The organism is Shinella yambaruensis (assembly GCF_050859155.1).
In the GTDB taxonomy this organism is placed as follows: domain Bacteria; phylum Pseudomonadota; class Alphaproteobacteria; order Rhizobiales; family Rhizobiaceae; genus Shinella; species Shinella yambaruensis.
The window spans coordinates 50074-64448 of the sequence record NZ_CP150642.1; the positions used below are offsets into that span (position 1 = coordinate 50074).

At 60.7% G+C, this 14375-nt stretch carries 16 protein-coding genes and 2 pseudogenes; 7 read left to right on the forward strand and 11 right to left on the reverse strand.

From position 1 onward, the window contains the following. Positions 1-13: 13 nt before the first annotated feature. Both WMC41_RS29620 and WMC41_RS29625 read left to right on the forward strand, forming a co-directional pair. A complete protein-coding gene (locus WMC41_RS29620) occupies positions 14-1012 on the forward strand; it encodes a flavin reductase (protein WP_432349994.1) in 999 nt (332 codons plus the stop codon). A gap of 13 nt (positions 1013-1025) precedes the next feature. Further along, positions 1026-2630: a GMC family oxidoreductase gene (locus WMC41_RS29625; RefSeq protein WP_432349996.1), complete on the forward strand. Its 1605-nt coding sequence runs from the start codon at positions 1026-1028 to the stop codon at positions 2628-2630. 68 nt (positions 2631-2698) lie between these two features. Here WMC41_RS29625 and WMC41_RS29630 read toward each other — a convergent pair whose 3' ends face one another. The 4 genes from WMC41_RS29630 to WMC41_RS29645 form a co-directional block, all read right to left on the reverse strand. After that, positions 2699-4129, reverse strand: coding sequence for an aldehyde dehydrogenase family protein (locus WMC41_RS29630; protein ID WP_432349998.1), 1431 nt, complete (start codon positions 4127-4129; stop codon positions 2699-2701). Further along, positions 4126-5217, reverse strand: a complete 1092-nt coding sequence (locus WMC41_RS29635; protein ID WP_432350000.1) for a quaternary amine ABC transporter ATP-binding protein — start codon at positions 5215-5217, stop codon at positions 4126-4128. Before WMC41_RS29635 ends, WMC41_RS29630 begins: the two co-directional genes overlap by 4 nt. Then, positions 5217-6266, reverse strand: a complete 1050-nt coding sequence (locus WMC41_RS29640) for an ABC transporter permease (protein WP_432350002.1) — start codon at positions 6264-6266, stop codon at positions 5217-5219. Before WMC41_RS29640 ends, WMC41_RS29635 begins: the two co-directional genes overlap by 1 nt. Before the next feature lie 106 nt (positions 6267-6372). Beyond that, positions 6373-7341 carry an ABC transporter substrate-binding protein gene (locus tag WMC41_RS29645; RefSeq protein ID WP_432350003.1) on the reverse strand — a complete coding sequence of 323 codons (969 nt, stop codon included), beginning with the start codon at positions 7339-7341 and terminating at the stop codon, positions 6373-6375. 129 nt (positions 7342-7470) lie between these two features. Between WMC41_RS29645 and WMC41_RS29650 the strand changes: the two genes are divergently transcribed. Then, positions 7471-8448, forward strand: a complete 978-nt coding sequence (locus WMC41_RS29650; RefSeq protein WP_432350004.1) for a LysR substrate-binding domain-containing protein — start codon at positions 7471-7473, stop codon at positions 8446-8448. Between the two features lie 131 nt (positions 8449-8579). Here WMC41_RS29650 and WMC41_RS29655 read toward each other — a convergent pair whose 3' ends face one another. Beyond that, positions 8580-8834 carry a hypothetical protein gene (locus WMC41_RS29655; protein ID WP_432350006.1) on the reverse strand — a complete coding sequence of 85 codons (255 nt, stop codon included), beginning with the start codon at positions 8832-8834 and terminating at the stop codon, positions 8580-8582. Between the two features lie 123 nt (positions 8835-8957). Between WMC41_RS29655 and WMC41_RS29660 the strand changes: the two genes are divergently transcribed. The 3 genes from WMC41_RS29660 to WMC41_RS29670 all read left to right on the forward strand — a co-directional run bounded on the left by WMC41_RS29660 (position 8958) and on the right by WMC41_RS29670 (position 10622). Next, positions 8958-9299 carry a hypothetical protein gene (locus tag WMC41_RS29660; RefSeq protein ID WP_432350008.1) on the forward strand — a complete coding sequence of 114 codons (342 nt, stop codon included), beginning with the start codon at positions 8958-8960 and terminating at the stop codon, positions 9297-9299. Positions 9300-9684: 385 nt separating this feature from the next. Continuing rightward, on the forward strand, positions 9685-10002 hold the full coding sequence (locus WMC41_RS29665; protein ID WP_432350010.1) for a PepSY domain-containing protein: 318 nt from the start codon (positions 9685-9687) through the stop codon (positions 10000-10002). Between the two features lie 23 nt (positions 10003-10025). Continuing rightward, entirely contained in the window at positions 10026-10622 is a 597-nt protein-coding gene (locus tag WMC41_RS29670) for a general stress protein (RefSeq protein WP_432350011.1), read from the forward strand. Between the two features lie 96 nt (positions 10623-10718). On the opposite strand, the gene WMC41_RS29675 is transcribed toward WMC41_RS29670, so the two are convergent. Further along, positions 10719-11018: a hypothetical protein gene (locus WMC41_RS29675; RefSeq protein ID WP_432350013.1), complete on the reverse strand. Its 300-nt coding sequence runs from the start codon at positions 11016-11018 to the stop codon at positions 10719-10721. A gap of 370 nt (positions 11019-11388) precedes the next feature. On the opposite strand from WMC41_RS29675, the pseudogene WMC41_RS29680 reads away from it, so the two are divergent. Next, a pseudogene (locus WMC41_RS29680) lies at positions 11389-12146 on the forward strand (IS5 family transposase). A gap of 51 nt (positions 12147-12197) precedes the next feature. Here the strand turns inward: WMC41_RS29680 and WMC41_RS29685 are convergent. From WMC41_RS29685 to WMC41_RS29705, 5 genes and pseudogenes are all read right to left on the reverse strand, one after another. Continuing rightward, a pseudogene (locus WMC41_RS29685) lies at positions 12198-12443 on the reverse strand (hypothetical protein); the annotation flags it as partial. Continuing rightward, entirely contained in the window at positions 12367-12774 is a 408-nt protein-coding gene (locus WMC41_RS29690; protein WP_432350015.1) for a GFA family protein, read from the reverse strand. The gene WMC41_RS29690 and the pseudogene WMC41_RS29685, both read right to left, overlap by 77 nt. Further along, the gene (locus tag WMC41_RS29695) at positions 12768-13142 is read right to left on the reverse strand and encodes a GFA family protein (RefSeq protein WP_432350017.1); all 375 of its coding nucleotides are present in this window, start codon (positions 13140-13142) and stop codon (positions 12768-12770) included. The genes WMC41_RS29690 and WMC41_RS29695 overlap by 7 nt, the downstream gene beginning before the upstream one ends. A 249-nt stretch (positions 13143-13391) precedes the next feature. Next, the gene (locus WMC41_RS29700; RefSeq protein ID WP_432350019.1) at positions 13392-13664 is read right to left on the reverse strand and encodes a hypothetical protein; all 273 of its coding nucleotides are present in this window, start codon (positions 13662-13664) and stop codon (positions 13392-13394) included. 17 nt (positions 13665-13681) lie between these two features. Next, entirely contained in the window at positions 13682-14371 is a 690-nt protein-coding gene (locus tag WMC41_RS29705) for a class I SAM-dependent methyltransferase (protein ID WP_432350021.1), read from the reverse strand. Positions 14372-14375 lie beyond the last annotated feature (4 nt).

Sequence of the window (14375 nt, forward strand, 5' to 3'; positions counted from 1 at the left end):
ACAGGACACCGACATGCAGAGTAATGCGGTTATGGAAAATTCCACGTCCAGCTTCATTCCGCGCCTTCCCCTCGAGGAAGGCGACCCCGCCGTTGACGGACGCATGTTCCGTCGCTGCCTCGGCCAATACGGGACCGGCATCGCGATCATCACGACAGAGGCGAACGGGCGCCGTGCCGCGGTAACCGTCAATTCGTTTGCTTCCGTCTCGCTCGAACCGCCGCTCGTGCTGTGGTCCATCGCCCACACATCGCGCAGCCGGGAACTCTTTTCGTCGAGCGGCTGTTTCGCGGTAAACATCCTGTCCTCCAAGCAGATGGATGTTTCCCGTCACTTCTCCAGCAAGCTGGAAGACAAGTTCGCCGACGCCGTCTGGGCGTCGGGCGATTTCGGATCGCCCTTGCTCGACGGCTGCCTCGCGCATTTCGAGTGCGAGACCTATTCGCTGGTCGATGGCGGCGATCACACGATCATCATCGGCCTGGTGAAACGGGCGAGCCGCTTCGAGGGCGAGCCGCTGCTTTTTTCGCAGGGACAGTACAGTATAGCCGATTCCCATCCGGCTGCCTCCCCGACACCCGAGGCGAGCGGCACCAAGCCCGACACCACGGCCGAGGGTACGATCGTCTCGCAGATATTCGAGGCGCATCACCTGTTGTCGACCAAGTTCGAAGAGCACCGCAGCGCCGAAGGCCTGCATCTGTCGATCGCCCGCATCATCGCCTGTATGTATGATCGGCCCGGCCTGAAGATCGACCAGCTGGCGGTTGCGACCCATCTCGGCCAGCGCGATACGGAGGACGCGATTTCCGAATTGCTGGAGCGGGGGCTGCTGTTCGCATCGGGCGGCGGATACTCGCTGACGGAAGCCGGCCGGCATCTCCGGGTGGCGATCCAGAAGCGCTGGATCGCGTTTCAGCAGGCGCAGATCGCCGGCATTCCCGAAGCCGATCTGCGGGCGACGATCAGGACCTTGTCAAAGCTGATCGACCAGAACACGATTGCGGAATGAAGCGGGAAGCACAATGAGTTGGGACTACATCGTCATCGGCGCAGGATCGGCCGGATGCGTGCTGGCAAACCGCCTGAGCGCCGACCCCTCCATCAAGGTCCTCCTGCTTGAGGCCGGCGGCAGCGACAAAAGGCTTAACATCTGGATGCCGGCCCTGGCCTTCAAGGCGATGGCCGACCGGCGCACGAACTGGAAGTTCATGTCGGAGCCCGATCCGACCCGCAACAACCGGCAGGACATGGTGCCGCGCGGCAAGGGATTGGGTGGATCGAGCTCGATCAACGCCATGTTCTATGTCCGCGGCAACCGCGGTGACTACGACCATTGGGCGCAGCTCGGCAATCGCGGCTGGTCCTACGACGAGATCCTGCCCTACTTCAAGAAGGTGGAAGGCAACCGGGACGGCGTGACCGACATATACGGCAAGAGCGGCGTGGTCGTCGTCAGTCAGGTCCGCAAACCGCCGAAGCTTGCCTATGTCTATCTGGAGGCGATGAAGGAACTGGGCTATCCGATCAATCCCGCCTACAACGCAGAACCGACGGATGGCGCGGCCATCATCCACGTGACCCAGCACAACGGGCTGCGATACAGCGCGGCGCGGGGCTATCTCGACCCGATCAAGGGCCGGCCGAACCTGAAGATCGTCACCCATGCGACGGTGCGCCACCTCGTTTTCGACGGCCGGCGCGTGTCGGGCGTCGAGTTCGAAGTGGGCGGACGTGTCCAGATCGAAACCTGCGAGGGCGAGGTCCTGCTCTCGGCCAGCGCGATCAATTCGCCGAAGCTCCTGATGTTGTCGGGGATCGGGCCGCAGGAGCAACTCCGCCGGCACGGTATCGAGGTGCTGCACCACAGCCCCGGTGTCGGCCGGAACCTACAGGAGCACGCCAGTACCCAGGTGAAAGCCTATGTGAACATCAAGACGGCCAACCAGGAGTTCAACCTTCTCGGAAAGCTGAAATACGGCCTGCAGTTCCTTTTCGACCGCTCGGGCTATGCGACCTACACCTATACGGGCGTCGGCCTCGTGCGAACGCAGCCGCATCTCGAATATCCCGACATCCAGTACCATTTCGGCGCGTTTTCGGCGAACTACACCGACGAGGGCATCGAGATGCAGAAGGAGGCGGCGATCAACCTCCAGCCCAACGTGAACAATTCCAGAAGCCGTGGCTTCATGGAACTGCGCTCTTCGGACCCGAAGGATGATCCGAGGATACAGCTCAACCTGCTGAGCGACCCCTATGACGTCCAGACCCTGATGGCGGGGGGCCGCATCGCGCGTGCCGCGCTCAATACGCGCGCCTTCGCGCCCTATGTGACCGGCGAGTGCAAGCCGGGCAAGGATGTGCAGACCGATGACGAGTGGATCGCCTATATGCGCGAGAATGCCAGCGGCAGCTACCATCCTTGCGGAACCTGCAAGATGGGTATCGACCCGGATGCCGTCGTCTCGCCGGACCTGAAGGTGATCGGCATCGAGGGACTGCGCGTCATCGACTCCTCGATCATCCCGCAGGTGCCGAGCTGCAATCTCAACGCCATCAGCATGGCGATCGGGGAAAAGGGTGCTGATCTCGTTCTGAACGAGCGGAAGCAGGTCCGCGCGGCCTGATTGCCGGTTCCCCATCATGACGAAAAGCCGGCGCGGTGGATCACCGCGCCGGCTTTCTCATGCGGCCGTCAGTGCTCGTGGAGACCGCCGACCGCCTTGACCTCGACGAACGCCTCGAAACCGAATGCGCCGCATTCCCGGCCATTGCCGGACTGCTTGTAGCCGCCAAACGGTGCGGAGGCGTCCCAGGCGGGATGGTTGATCATCACCTGGCCGACGCGAAGTTTCGCCGCGATCTTTTTCGCCACGTCCAGATCCCTGCATTGCAGATAGGCAGCGAGGCCATAGGGCGTGTCGTTGGTGATCGCGATCGCCTCTTCCAGCGTGTCGTAGGGAATGAGGCTGACGACAGGACCGAAGACCTCCTCGCGTGCGATCGCCATGTCCGGCGTCACATCGGCAAAGACGGTCGGCTTGACGAAGTAGCCGCTCTCGAGCGCGTCCGGCCTGCCGGGGCCGCCCGTCACAAGCGTGGCGCCATCGCCAATGGCCTGCTCGATGATGGAATTCACCCGCTCGTATTGCCGCGCGTTCATAACCGGTCCCAGCGTGGTCGCCTCGTCATCGACGTCGCCGACGACAACGGATTGTGCCGCGCGCCGGGCGATCGCCTTTGCCTGCTCATGCAGTTCGCGGTGAACCAGCATGCGCGTGGGCGCGGTGCAGGACTGGCCGGCGTTGCGGTAGGCACCGAGGACGCCCTTCGTCACGGCGGTTTCGAGATCCACATCCGGCGCGAGGATATTGGCGGAGTTGCCGCCCAGTTCCTGATGGACGCGCTTGACAGTGTCGGCGGCATTCTTCGCGATCTGTACGCCCGCCCGGGTCGAACCGGTGAAGGAGACCATGTCGACATCGGGATGGGCGGACATGGCTTCGCCGACCGTCGGGCCGTCGCCGTTGACGAGATTGAAGACACCGGCGGGAACGCCTGCCTCATGCAGGACCTCGGCGAAAAGCATCGGGCTGATCGGTGCGTATTCGCTTGGCTTCAGGACGATCGTGCATCCCGTCGCCAGAGCCGGCATGACCTTGGTGACGATCTGTAGGACCGGAAAATTCCATGGCGTAATGAGCGCGCAGACCCCGACCGGCTCCATCGACAGAACCGTCGCGCCGGACCGGCGCTCGAATTCGTAACCCTTGAGAATGCGGATCGTGTCGGCGATATGCGTCCTCGACCCGGCGATCTGGGCATCCCGCGCAAAACTGATCGGCGCACCCATTTCGAGCGTCGTCAGCCGCGCGAATTCCTCGGCATGCTCGTCGAACAGCGTCAGCACGCGGCGGAGCATGGCGAGACGGTCTTCGCGGCTCGACTGGCTGAACTCCGGAAAGGCTGCGCGGGCGGCAGCGACCGCGCTGTCGACGTCTTCGGCTGTTCCCATGGAGATGATGCCGACCTCCTTCTCCGTCACCGGGCTGATGACGCTTCGCTTCGCGCGGCCTTCCGGCAGAACGAATTTGCCGCCGATGTAGAAGTGGTCGAGGTATTTCACGATGCATGCTCCTGCCGCTGCGTTATGATCGCCGGTGAGTTATCGGACGTTTGTTCCTGATCGAACCGTCGCGGGACGAGTGCCTTGAAGACATCCTGCATCCGGATCACGCCGGCGGGGATGCCGTCGCGGGTGACCACGAAAGCCTTGCCCACATCGCCATCCGAGCGGGCGATGACGGTCTCGAGATTGTCGTCGGCATCGACGGCGCCCGATGTGCCGGCCCCCTCGATGATGCCTGGAACCATCACCGATTCCGCGCGCAATACGCGCCCGCGATTGATGTCGTTCACGAATTTCCGGACGTAGATGTCGGCCGGGTTGAGGACGATGTCCTGTGGTTCGCCCTGCTGCACGACGACACCATCCTTGAGGATAATCAGGTGGTCGGCGATCTTGAGCGACTCGTCCAGATCGTGCGTGATGAACACGATGGTCTTTTCGAGATCCTTTTGAAGATCGAGAAGCAGGTTCTGCATGTCGGTGCGGATCAGCGGGTCGAGTGCCGAAAAGGCTTCGTCCATCAGCATGACGTCGGAGTTGGAGGCAAGCGCCCGGGCGATGCCGACGCGCTGCTGCATGCCGCCGGAGAGCTGGTGTGGGTAGTGCCGCTCGAAGCCCTTCAGGCCAAGGCGCTCGATCCATTCCAGGGCGTTCTTCCTTGCATCGCCCTCATCGTCACCGCGGACCCGCTGCGCAAGTTCGACATTCTCGTGGACACGCATATGCGGCATGAGCGCGAAGTTCTGGAACACCATCGACATGCGGAAGCGGCGCAGTTCGCGCAGAGACGCGCCCGCATAGCGGGCGACATTGGTGCCGTCGAGCAGGATGTCGCCGGTCGTCGGCTTGATCAGCCCGTTGAGATGGCGGATCAAGGTGCTCTTTCCGGAACCGGACAGGCCCATGATCACGGTGATGTCGCCGCGGCGCATATCGATATTGATGTCCTGCAGACCAATGACATGGGCGTGCTCTTTCAAGAGTTCCGCCTTGCCCATGCCGGATTTGACGTAGGGGATCATTGCCTCGGGATTGGAGCCGAAAAGCTTGTAAAGATTGCGGATGGCGATTTTGGGATGGTCCATCAGTGCCCCCGATCCTGCAGCGCTATGGTCGAATTGATGCGGGCCATCGATGCCTTTGTCACGCGATCGAAGGCGATGGCGAGAAGCACGATACCGAAGCCCGCGACCAGCCCCACGCCCAGTTCGAGATTGTTGATCCCCCTGAGCACGAGGACGCCGAGGCCGGGCGCGGAGACGAGCGAGGCGATGACGACCATGGATAGCGACATCATGATTGTCTGGTTCACGCCGGCCATGATGCTCGGCAGCGCGAGCGGCATCTCGACCTTGAAGAGCTTCTGCCACCGGTCCATGCCGAAGGCGTCGGCGGCTTCCCCCACGCTACCGTCTACCATGCGGATGCCGAGATTGGTCAGACGGATCACCGGAACGACTGCATAGAGGATGATGGCAATGCCGTAGAGCTTGGATTCGGTAACGGAGAACAGGAAGATCAGCGGGATGAGATAGACGAAGGACGGCAGCGTCTGGAGCATGTCCAGCACGGGAATGGAGATGCTCTCCATGCGCTTGCTCTTCGACATGACGATGCCGATCGGGATGCCGATGACGATGCAGATGAGGGTGCAGGAAAAGACGATGACCGTCGTCTGGAGCGCGTGGTGCAGATGGTCGATGAAGCCGAACAGCAGGAGGGCGCCGGCGACGAAGGCCAGTATCCTCCATGAGCGCGACACGGCGTATACGAGCAGCAGCAGGGCGGTCACCAGTATCCACCACGGTACGACCTCGACGACCCAAAGCGAGAAGTCCAGGATCCAGGACAGCGGCTGGGTGAGGGGATCGAGAACGGTCTTCAGACCGACACGGATACCGAGAAAACCTTCCGCGATCCCCGAAGTCAGGTCGCGCGTGCGCGGGATGGCCTGACAGGCATCATGCAGCGCGTCGAGGGAGGGAAACGGGATATCGAACCCGACTGAAGTGCCGGTGCCTGCCTCGTTGCTCTTCTTGAGCAATTCCGCCATGCTCATGGGACCTTTGGTGGCGGACGCATCGCACCAGTCGCGCAATCCGAGGCCATCGAATAAACCGTCGTAGAATGCCATCAAGGCCTCCGTCGCTGGAATCCAATGGAGCACCGACGCGGGTGCTCCAGACTGTCATCAAGCTGAAGCGCCTGCGGCCGGCTATCGCAGCCGCAGGCCTCAACCGTCACTTGATGATCGCGGCGATCTTGTCCTTGGCTTCATCGGAGAGCCACGCCTGCCACACATCCTTGTGGTTGGTCAGGAAGTAGACGGCGGTTTCGTCAGCGGTCGCCTTGTTGTCTTCCTGCCAGGCAAGAAGCTCGTTCATGATCGCGTTGGTAAAGCTCACCTTGCTCATGAGAGCCACCAGTTCCGGATTCTTGTCATAGAACGGTTTCGCCATGGTGGTCAGGACCGTGGCCTTCGGCCAGCCTGTCTTGCTCGGCGTCGCACAATCGACCGTGGCGTTGCACTTGGCCTTCTCGACATCGACCGGCCCCATGTCGATCGGCACCATGTGGTATTTGCCGAGCACGCCGGTCGGCGCCCAATAGTATCCGAACCAGGGTTCCTTTGCGGTGTAGGCGGCGGCGATCGACGCGGCGAGCGTTTCACCCGAGCCGTGGTTGAAGATCTCGATTCCGTTCTTCTCCAGTTCGAACGCCTTGATCAGGTTGTCGCTGGACGTGCGGCAGCCCCAGCCGACAGGGCAGTTGTTGAACTTGCCGACAAGCTGCGGGTTCTTGAGGACGCCGTCGATGGTCTTGAGTTCAGGATGCGCCTCGGCGAGGTAGTCGGGAATCCACCAGGCGTCCACGCCGCCATCGGACAGCACGTCGGCGACCTTGATGATCTTGCCTTCCTTCTCGAGCTTGTAATAGACGTCCGCGACGCCCGGCCAGACTTCCGTCAGGATGTCCGGCTGGCCCGTCTCGGCAAGCGAGGTCAGGGCCGGAACCGTCGAAGTCGGCACCTTCTTGACGGTGCAGCCGTAGCCCTGTTCCATCAGGAAGCTCGACACGGCGGTGATGACCGCGGACGAGGCCCAGTTCATTTCGGTGATGGTGACCGTGCCGCAGGCGGCGCTGGCCGACGGTGCGCTGGCGAGAAAACCCGCGCTGACAATTCCCACCGCTGCAAGAAAAGACTTCATGTTTTCGTTCCCCTCGGGCGTTGCCGTTGATCGATCGCGAGAGGCGCAAGGCCTCATTCGCGCGATACCGGTCCGGTCCATTTTGTGCCGACCGGACACGAGATTACGAGGCGTCCGGGAGATAACAAGTTGCAAAAAACCTACGTGATGCGTAAATTTGACTTTATGCAAAAACTCCGGTTCAAGCTCCCGCCACCCAACCTTCTTATATCGTTCGAAGCTGCGGGGCGTCACCTCAGCTTTACCAAGGCCGCCACGGAACTCAACGTGTCCCGTGTTGCCGTCAGCCAGCAGATGCAGGCGCTCGAGAAGTTCCTGGGAGTATTGTTGTTTCACCGTCTGCAACGAGCAGTGAAGTTGACGCGCGTCGGTGAGCGTTATCATCTCGCGATTGCAGATGCCCTCGAGCGGGCCTTGCGCGCAACGGCCGAGATCAGCCGCAGGTCGGAGAGCAACATCGTCAACGTTGGAACGACACCTGGGTTCATGACCTACTGGCTTTCCCCGCGCCTGGGCGAATTCCGGACCCTCCATCCGGATATCGAGCTTCGCTTCATTGTTTCTGATGGAAATCTGGGGTTCGAGGATAATATCGACGTCGTGATCCGCTACGGTGTGCCGCCCTTCGAAGGGGCGGAGGCGACCTTCCTGGCACGACAGGCGATCGGCCCGACCTGTGCGAGTTCGTTCCTGCCGGAAGGGACCGTGCTCTCGCCTCGCGACCTGCTGGACCACCCCCTCATCAACCTGGAGGGGCCTTATGACGAGCACACGCGATGGTCGACGTGGTTTCGTGTCCAGGGCATCGACATGGGGAAAGTAAAGGCGGGGATCACCGTCAATTCCTATACCAACCTCGTCCAGGCGGCGCTTGAAGGCCAGGGCTTCGCCTTGATCGGACCGCCTCTCATCGAGCGTTTCCTGTCGAACGGGACCTTGATCCAACCGGTGAGCGCTCCGTTGGTCATTCGTCATGCTTTCCACTTGCTGGCACCCCAGAATTCCACACCGCCGATTGCCGCAGAGGCCTTTGCGACCTGGGTGAAAGCCGCGTTTCCCCAGTTGAAAATCAGCGGTGAGGAAGCGATTGAAGTGGATGAGGGCTGACAAGAGGATTTGACGTGTGGTGTAATCTGAGTTGTGCCGGTCGCTGGTTCAAATCTCCTCAGGAGCCCGTCCTATCCCGGTGCGTATACAACGCCGTTCTACTAGAAACCGTAGCCACGAGCCCACGAAAATCAGCCCCACGCCCGCCAGATCGCATCCAAGGCTACCAGTATCGTCGGATCTTGGGTGCGAGCCTCCAGGCAGAGAAAACTCAGCGTCGTGGAGATTTTGACGTTCTCAGCGATGACAAGACCGCGCGCGAGGTCGCGGAGCGCTGGCCGTCCGTCACGATCCTCGTCGCATCGGGCCGGATGAGGCCCGAGCCCGACGAGCTTCCGCCAGCCGCGGTCTTTATCCAAAAGCCCTTCAGCGCGGATGTTGTTCACCAGCGCCTGCTGGAACTGCTACCGGATGGCCTGAAGCCGGATCGCTCAAGCGCAAGCAAGTGTGACGCCAGACGCATCCACTGATCTAACCTCGGTGGTGGAGGGGCGGAAAGGGAACCGAGAATGACAGATGTAAAAGTCGCCTTCGATCTTTCGGGAAAGGTTGCGGTCGTGACCGGTGCGGCGCGCGGCATCGGTCGCGCGGCGGCAAGCGCGCTTGCGGATATTGCTGTTATCGACATAGCCGACCCCGTCAGCGCGACACTGAACTATGAACCGGCGACCGCTGCGGACCTTGCTGAGACCGCGCGCGCAATCGAGGCGCTCGGCCGCCGTTGGCCTACAAACTGGATCAGCGGGATTTTAGCGCGCTGCGAGAGGCGGTGGTCCATATTGAGCGGGAATTCGGTGGCGTCGACATTCTCTTTGCCAATGCCGACATCCAGGCGTTCAAGCCTATCCTAGACATGGAGGATGCCGACCGGACCGCTATGCTCAGGCGATCGATGTGGCTGGCGGCCAGCCGACAGGCAACGAGAGGGAGGATGAACGGACCGCACTGGCGGCTTTGGCGAAGAAGTCGCCGCTCGGTGTCCTGATGACTTAACCCGCAGACGTGGCGCCGATGGTGGTCTTCCTCGCTTCGGATGAGGCTCGGATGGCAACCGGCGGCACCTATTCGATCACTGCCGGTGACAGCGCGAACGCGCAAAGCTAAACGGCGTCAGATATTGAGTCGCCAACAACAGGCGCACGGTAAAATACTGATGCTACGGGATATTTTTAGGAACCAAACGCCGCCCTTTCCGTTTCTGAAATGCCTTTCACGGCCTGAAACGAGGACGACATCATGAACAAGCTACTGCTCGCCGCGGCCTTCGTCGGCGCATCAACCCTTGCTGCTTTCGCGCAGACTTCGACCGCTCCCGCCACCGATGGCGACACGCCGGCCATCGCAACTCCGGACGACACGAATGCCACCGCGCCTGTCGAAGGCGCCAACAGCTTCACTGAGGATCAGGCGAAGGAGCGCATTGTCGCGGCAGGTTATGCCGACGTCACGGGTCTCAAGCTTGATGACAAGGGCGTCTGGCGCGGTACGGCAATGAAGGACGGCAAGTCCGTCGCCGTCGCGCTCGACTACCAGGGCAACATCGTCACCGAGTGACATCTCAATTCGAGGAGCTTTCCATGACCAAGACCGTAACCGGACTCTATGACGATTATTCGGACGCACGCGCCGCCGTCAGCGCTCTTGAAGCGCATGGCGTTCCATCGGACGATATCAGCATCGTCTCGAACAATGCCGATGACCGCTACACGAAGGATACGAACGCCGCTGAAGGTGCTGGCACCGGCGCCGGGATCGGTGCGGCCGTCGGCGGTCTCGGTGGTCTGCTCACCGGCCTCGGCATCATGGCCATTCCGGGCGTCGGCCCTGTCGTGGCAGCCGGCTGGCTCGCCGCCACAGCAGCCGGTGCGGCCGCGGGTGCTGTTGCCGGTGGCGCAGCCGGCGGTCTCATCGGCGCGATGACCGAGTCGGGTGTTCCGGAAGAGCATGCCCATGTCTATGCCGAAGGCGTTCGCCGCGGCGGTACGCTCGTCACCGCTCGTGTCGACGAGAGCCTCTATGCCGAGGCGGAGGCGATCCTGCGCCAGTCGAACTGGGTTGACCCGACCGAGCGCCGCGCCGCCTATGCAGAACAGGGCTGGACGCACTTCGACGATACCCTCGATCCCTACGGCCCGGCGGAAATCGAGGAGGAACGGCTGCGCTATCGGCGCTAAGCAGATCCGATATCAATGTGAGAAGAGCGGCCGACTGGCCGCTTTTTTCATTTGCCGGGAGAGGCGATCATACCGTTGTCGTCTTCGACGAGACCTTTACGCCTCTTCGTCTGTGATTCCGTCGCCGGCTTGCGCGCCGCGCAGATCATGATCCGTGATATGGAGGAGATTGGTGCCAGTCACGCCGTCTCGCTCGTATTTTTCGCTCGCGAGGCGTTCGAGGAGCGGTCGGTGCCGTTTCAGCAATCCGACTGGACCAACCGGATCCGCATCGAACGCTTGAAGTGCGCTGGCAAAGATGAAGACGTCGATCGTCGCGCCCTCGGTCGTCTGCATTGGCCAGAACAGACCGAGTTCCTTCGGCGCCGATGCGCCGTTTTTCCTGATGAGAGACATTTGGTTTCCTGCATGCATGCCCACGTGTCGAGAAGGTCAAACGCAGCGGGGGCTACTCGGACCTTCCCCGTCCGCCCGCTTGAGTCGGACGGACGACGCTGATCTGGCGTATAACGACAGGAAGTCAATTGTCGCTTCGGTTAACCTCCGCGTCCTCCCGAAATGACGAAGGGCGCTCGACCCTTTCGGGGAGCGCCCTTCGAACCCGGACAACCGCGAACGCGCGAAAAGGCATCATCGCTGCAGGCAGTTATCGATCACGGGTAGTAAGCGTTAGGTCCTGTTGACAAAGTGGATTCCCAAATCAGCAGAAGCGTGATTCAAGACTGCTTTTTAGGAGGCAGTTTTGGCTCGCGGCGACCTGACAGATATGGAATGGCGGATCATCGAGGGGTTGTTGCCCACCGAACGCGGCAGGAAGTCCCGACCGTCGCACGATAATCGGCAATATCTGAACGGTATGCTGCATGTCCTTCGGGTCGGATGCCCGTGGCGCGACATGCATGAGCGATACGGAAAGTGGAATTCGGTCTATGTGCGCTTCCGCCGTTGGGCCGAACAAGGCGTTTGGGACGCCCTGCTTGAGACCCTCGTCGAACTGGGGCTGACGGATGACTGGCAGCACATGATCGACAGCACCACTGTTCGCGGCCATTCGCAGGCGGCGGGCGCAAAAGGGGGACTTATCAGGAGGCTTTTGGTCGATCACGCGGCGGCTTTACGACGAAAATCCACGCCCGAGCAGAGGGTCAGGGCCGCCCTCTTGGCTTCGTCCTGACAGGCGGCGAGGCTTCGGACTACAACGCCGTTCCTGACTTGCTGGCGATACCGGTCGGCAAGCCGAGGTTGTTCCTCGCCGACAAAGGCTACGACGGTGACATCCTGCGTGAAGAACTCCTGATCCACGGTATCCGGCCGGTCATTCCGCCAAAAACCAACCGAAAGAACCCGCCTGCCTGCGACTTTCGGGTTTACAAAGATCGAAACCGCATCGAGCGGATGTTCAACCGTCTCAAGCAGTTCCGGCGCGTCGCGACCCGATACGACAAGACACGAAAATCCTTCTCGGCATTCCTCGCCCTGGCAGCCGCAAAGATATGGCTGCCATACTTTGTCAACAGGACCTAGAACGGTCAGAGTATACATTCGAGTCGAAATTGCAGCGGTATCGCCGGTCTTGATGACCTTCAATGCCTGCGGAATGAAACTGCTCACCGAACAAAATGAGGCCAGGTAGCCAACGAATAAACCAGTATCCACAATACTCTCTCCGGTACACTTTGGATGAAAGCCACCATGCGGACATTTGACACGCGCGACCGCGCAATCCCGACCCGGTCTCTGGGGCTTAAAGTCGCTCTTTTGTCTCTTCTTCAGGAAGTCCGGGGCCGATATCAGCCCAAGCGAGCCGGCTTTCAATGCCATAGTGGCTTGCGGGTCGAATCCGCTCCGGTTGATCGAGCGAGCCCGCCGTCAATCGAACGAGGTCGTCACCGTCATACTGGAGGAAGAGCGGAGATCCGCACTCCCGGCAGAAGCCGCGTGTAGCTATTGGAGAGGAACGAAAGACGGCTGGCGCTCCGTTGATCCAGGTAAGCGACGCGCGAGGTGCCTGGACGAGAACGGCAAACCCGCCGCCGGTCGAACGCTTGCACATGTTGCAATGACAATAGCCGGAATGGGGCGGCTCGCCCTCGAATTCGTATCGACAGGAGCCGCAAAGGCATCCACCTGCCCAACGTTTCGCGGTCACCATCGGTCCTCCTCATATTGCTCCGCATCCTCGATCGGGTTAAGCCAATCCTCTCGTCGCTTAACCCAGAGTTCGTACGTCGGGGTGAGTGGGGTCGGTGCCTCGGAGAGGATGCCGAGCTTGATTTCCGCTTCCCTGTCATCAAAGGAGAACAGACGCGCCCCGCATCGGGGGCATAAGCACCGGCCGTCGAACTCGGCGATTTCGCCGTGATGTTCGAACCTCTTGATGGGCCAGATTGCAAAGAAAGTGAAGGCCGAACCGCTCTCCTGCCTACAGTCGGTACAATGGCAGATGCCAATGCGCAGTGGCTCACCGCGGACGGAAAGCTGCACTTGCCCGCAAAGACATTTCCCGGAAAGGATAGTCATGACCCGATCGCCTCGTCTGAATTCGATAGCGAAAAACGACCTTATCGCGTCTTCAGTTCCAACTCGCTGATCACTGAAATCCAGATCCTCGATCCGGCCATGTCGCTGCGAGATTCCGGCCTGAGCGCACGATACTCGCGTCAGCTCGCACTACTCTTGCCTCGAGGGGCGCATGATCACGAGTGCAACGTTCCAAGCGCAACGCGCCCAGCGTTCGTGTGCTGGGATCCTGTTAGCAAATGCCACGCCTTACCGTCGAAAAAGCCAAATGATCGTACTTCCAATCGGTCCGCCGAATAGTATCCCCATCCCTATGCCCGACAGTACCTTCAGGATTGCCGACACTTTATGATCAACGGTGAATTCCGGTAAGAACATTAGGCCTATGGCGCCGCCGATTGGCCCGAGCACCAGCGCGCCAAATGCCATGCCAGTATAAGGAACGGTGTGCCAGGATTTCCTATGTCGGACCGGCGGATCCTTCATCTCAAAACCCGCCTTTTCCTTCTGCGGCGATGACATGTGAACGCTCCTCTCGGTCAGGGCAGCTGTGCGTTGAAACTCTCCGTGGAAACCGGGGGACTGTTTACGACACGCAAGGAGGCAAGCTTGAAAAAGCCGGGCAAATCCAGGTTCTCGACCTCTTCAAGGCGGGCTAGCCTTTCCCTTTCGCACCAACGCTCGATACGGGAGAGGTGAAACGCTGCGCTTAGGCCAAAGTGCCTTGCAAGCGGCTGCAATACGCCCTCGACTCTTTTTTGAAGCGGGCCGCCGCGGCTTATGCGGCTCGCAACGAGGATAAGTCCACCCGGTCGAACAACCCTTGCGCATTCATACAAAACGACCTCGGGAGCTTCGACGAGCGTCAGGACGAACGGTAGCGTGACGACATCGAATGCGTCTGCCGGGAATTCGAGACGATGCGCGTCCATCACCTGAAGACTTTCGACATTTGGTAAAGACTGGCGCGCAGTCCTTGCCTTTGCCCTTTCGAGCATGTCCTCGGAGACGTCGATACCGGTAATCCGGCACGCCGGCGGATAGTAGGGCAGGCCGAGTCCCGTTCCCACACCAATTTCAAGGAGGTCACCGCCATGCCGGCCTGCCACTAGGGCCAGACGTTTGTGTGCCCGCTGCAGGATTCTGGAATAGATGGGGTCGTAGATCGGAGCCCATCGTCGGTAGATATCACGTTGTCGTTCTGTTCCTGACATTAAATCTTCTTTCATTCCG

What these genes read in the sequence shown, in the direction of transcription:
- WMC41_RS29635 (WP_432350000.1), bottom strand. Translation starts at nt 5,217, where the DNA reads ATGGACCATCCCAAAATCGCCATCCGCAATCTTTACAAGCTTTTCGGC.
- WMC41_RS29695 (WP_432350017.1), bottom strand. Translation starts at nt 13,142, where the DNA reads ATGACTATCCTTTCCGGGAAATGTCTTTGCGGGCAAGTGCAGCTTTCC.
- WMC41_RS29705 (WP_432350021.1), bottom strand. Translation starts at nt 14,371, where the DNA reads ATGAAAGAAGATTTAATGTCAGGAACAGAACGACAACGTGATATCTAC.
- WMC41_RS29625 (WP_432349996.1), top strand. Translation starts at nt 1,026, where the DNA reads ATGAGTTGGGACTACATCGTCATCGGCGCAGGATCGGCCGGATGCGTG.
- WMC41_RS29670 (WP_432350011.1), top strand. Translation starts at nt 10,026, where the DNA reads ATGACCAAGACCGTAACCGGACTCTATGACGATTATTCGGACGCACGC.
- WMC41_RS29660 (WP_432350008.1), top strand. Translation starts at nt 8,958, where the DNA reads ATGACAGATGTAAAAGTCGCCTTCGATCTTTCGGGAAAGGTTGCGGTC.
- WMC41_RS29620 (WP_432349994.1), top strand. Translation starts at nt 14, where the DNA reads ATGCAGAGTAATGCGGTTATGGAAAATTCCACGTCCAGCTTCATTCCG.
- WMC41_RS29700 (WP_432350019.1), bottom strand. Translation starts at nt 13,664, where the DNA reads ATGTCATCGCCGCAGAAGGAAAAGGCGGGTTTTGAGATGAAGGATCCG.
- WMC41_RS29675 (WP_432350013.1), bottom strand. Translation starts at nt 11,018, where the DNA reads ATGTCTCTCATCAGGAAAAACGGCGCATCGGCGCCGAAGGAACTCGGT.
- WMC41_RS29640 (WP_432350002.1), bottom strand. Translation starts at nt 6,266, where the DNA reads ATGGCATTCTACGACGGTTTATTCGATGGCCTCGGATTGCGCGACTGG.
- WMC41_RS29645 (WP_432350003.1), bottom strand. Translation starts at nt 7,341, where the DNA reads ATGAAGTCTTTTCTTGCAGCGGTGGGAATTGTCAGCGCGGGTTTTCTC.
- WMC41_RS29665 (WP_432350010.1), top strand. Translation starts at nt 9,685, where the DNA reads ATGAACAAGCTACTGCTCGCCGCGGCCTTCGTCGGCGCATCAACCCTT.
- WMC41_RS29690 (WP_432350015.1), bottom strand. Translation starts at nt 12,774, where the DNA reads ATGGTGACCGCGAAACGTTGGGCAGGTGGATGCCTTTGCGGCTCCTGT.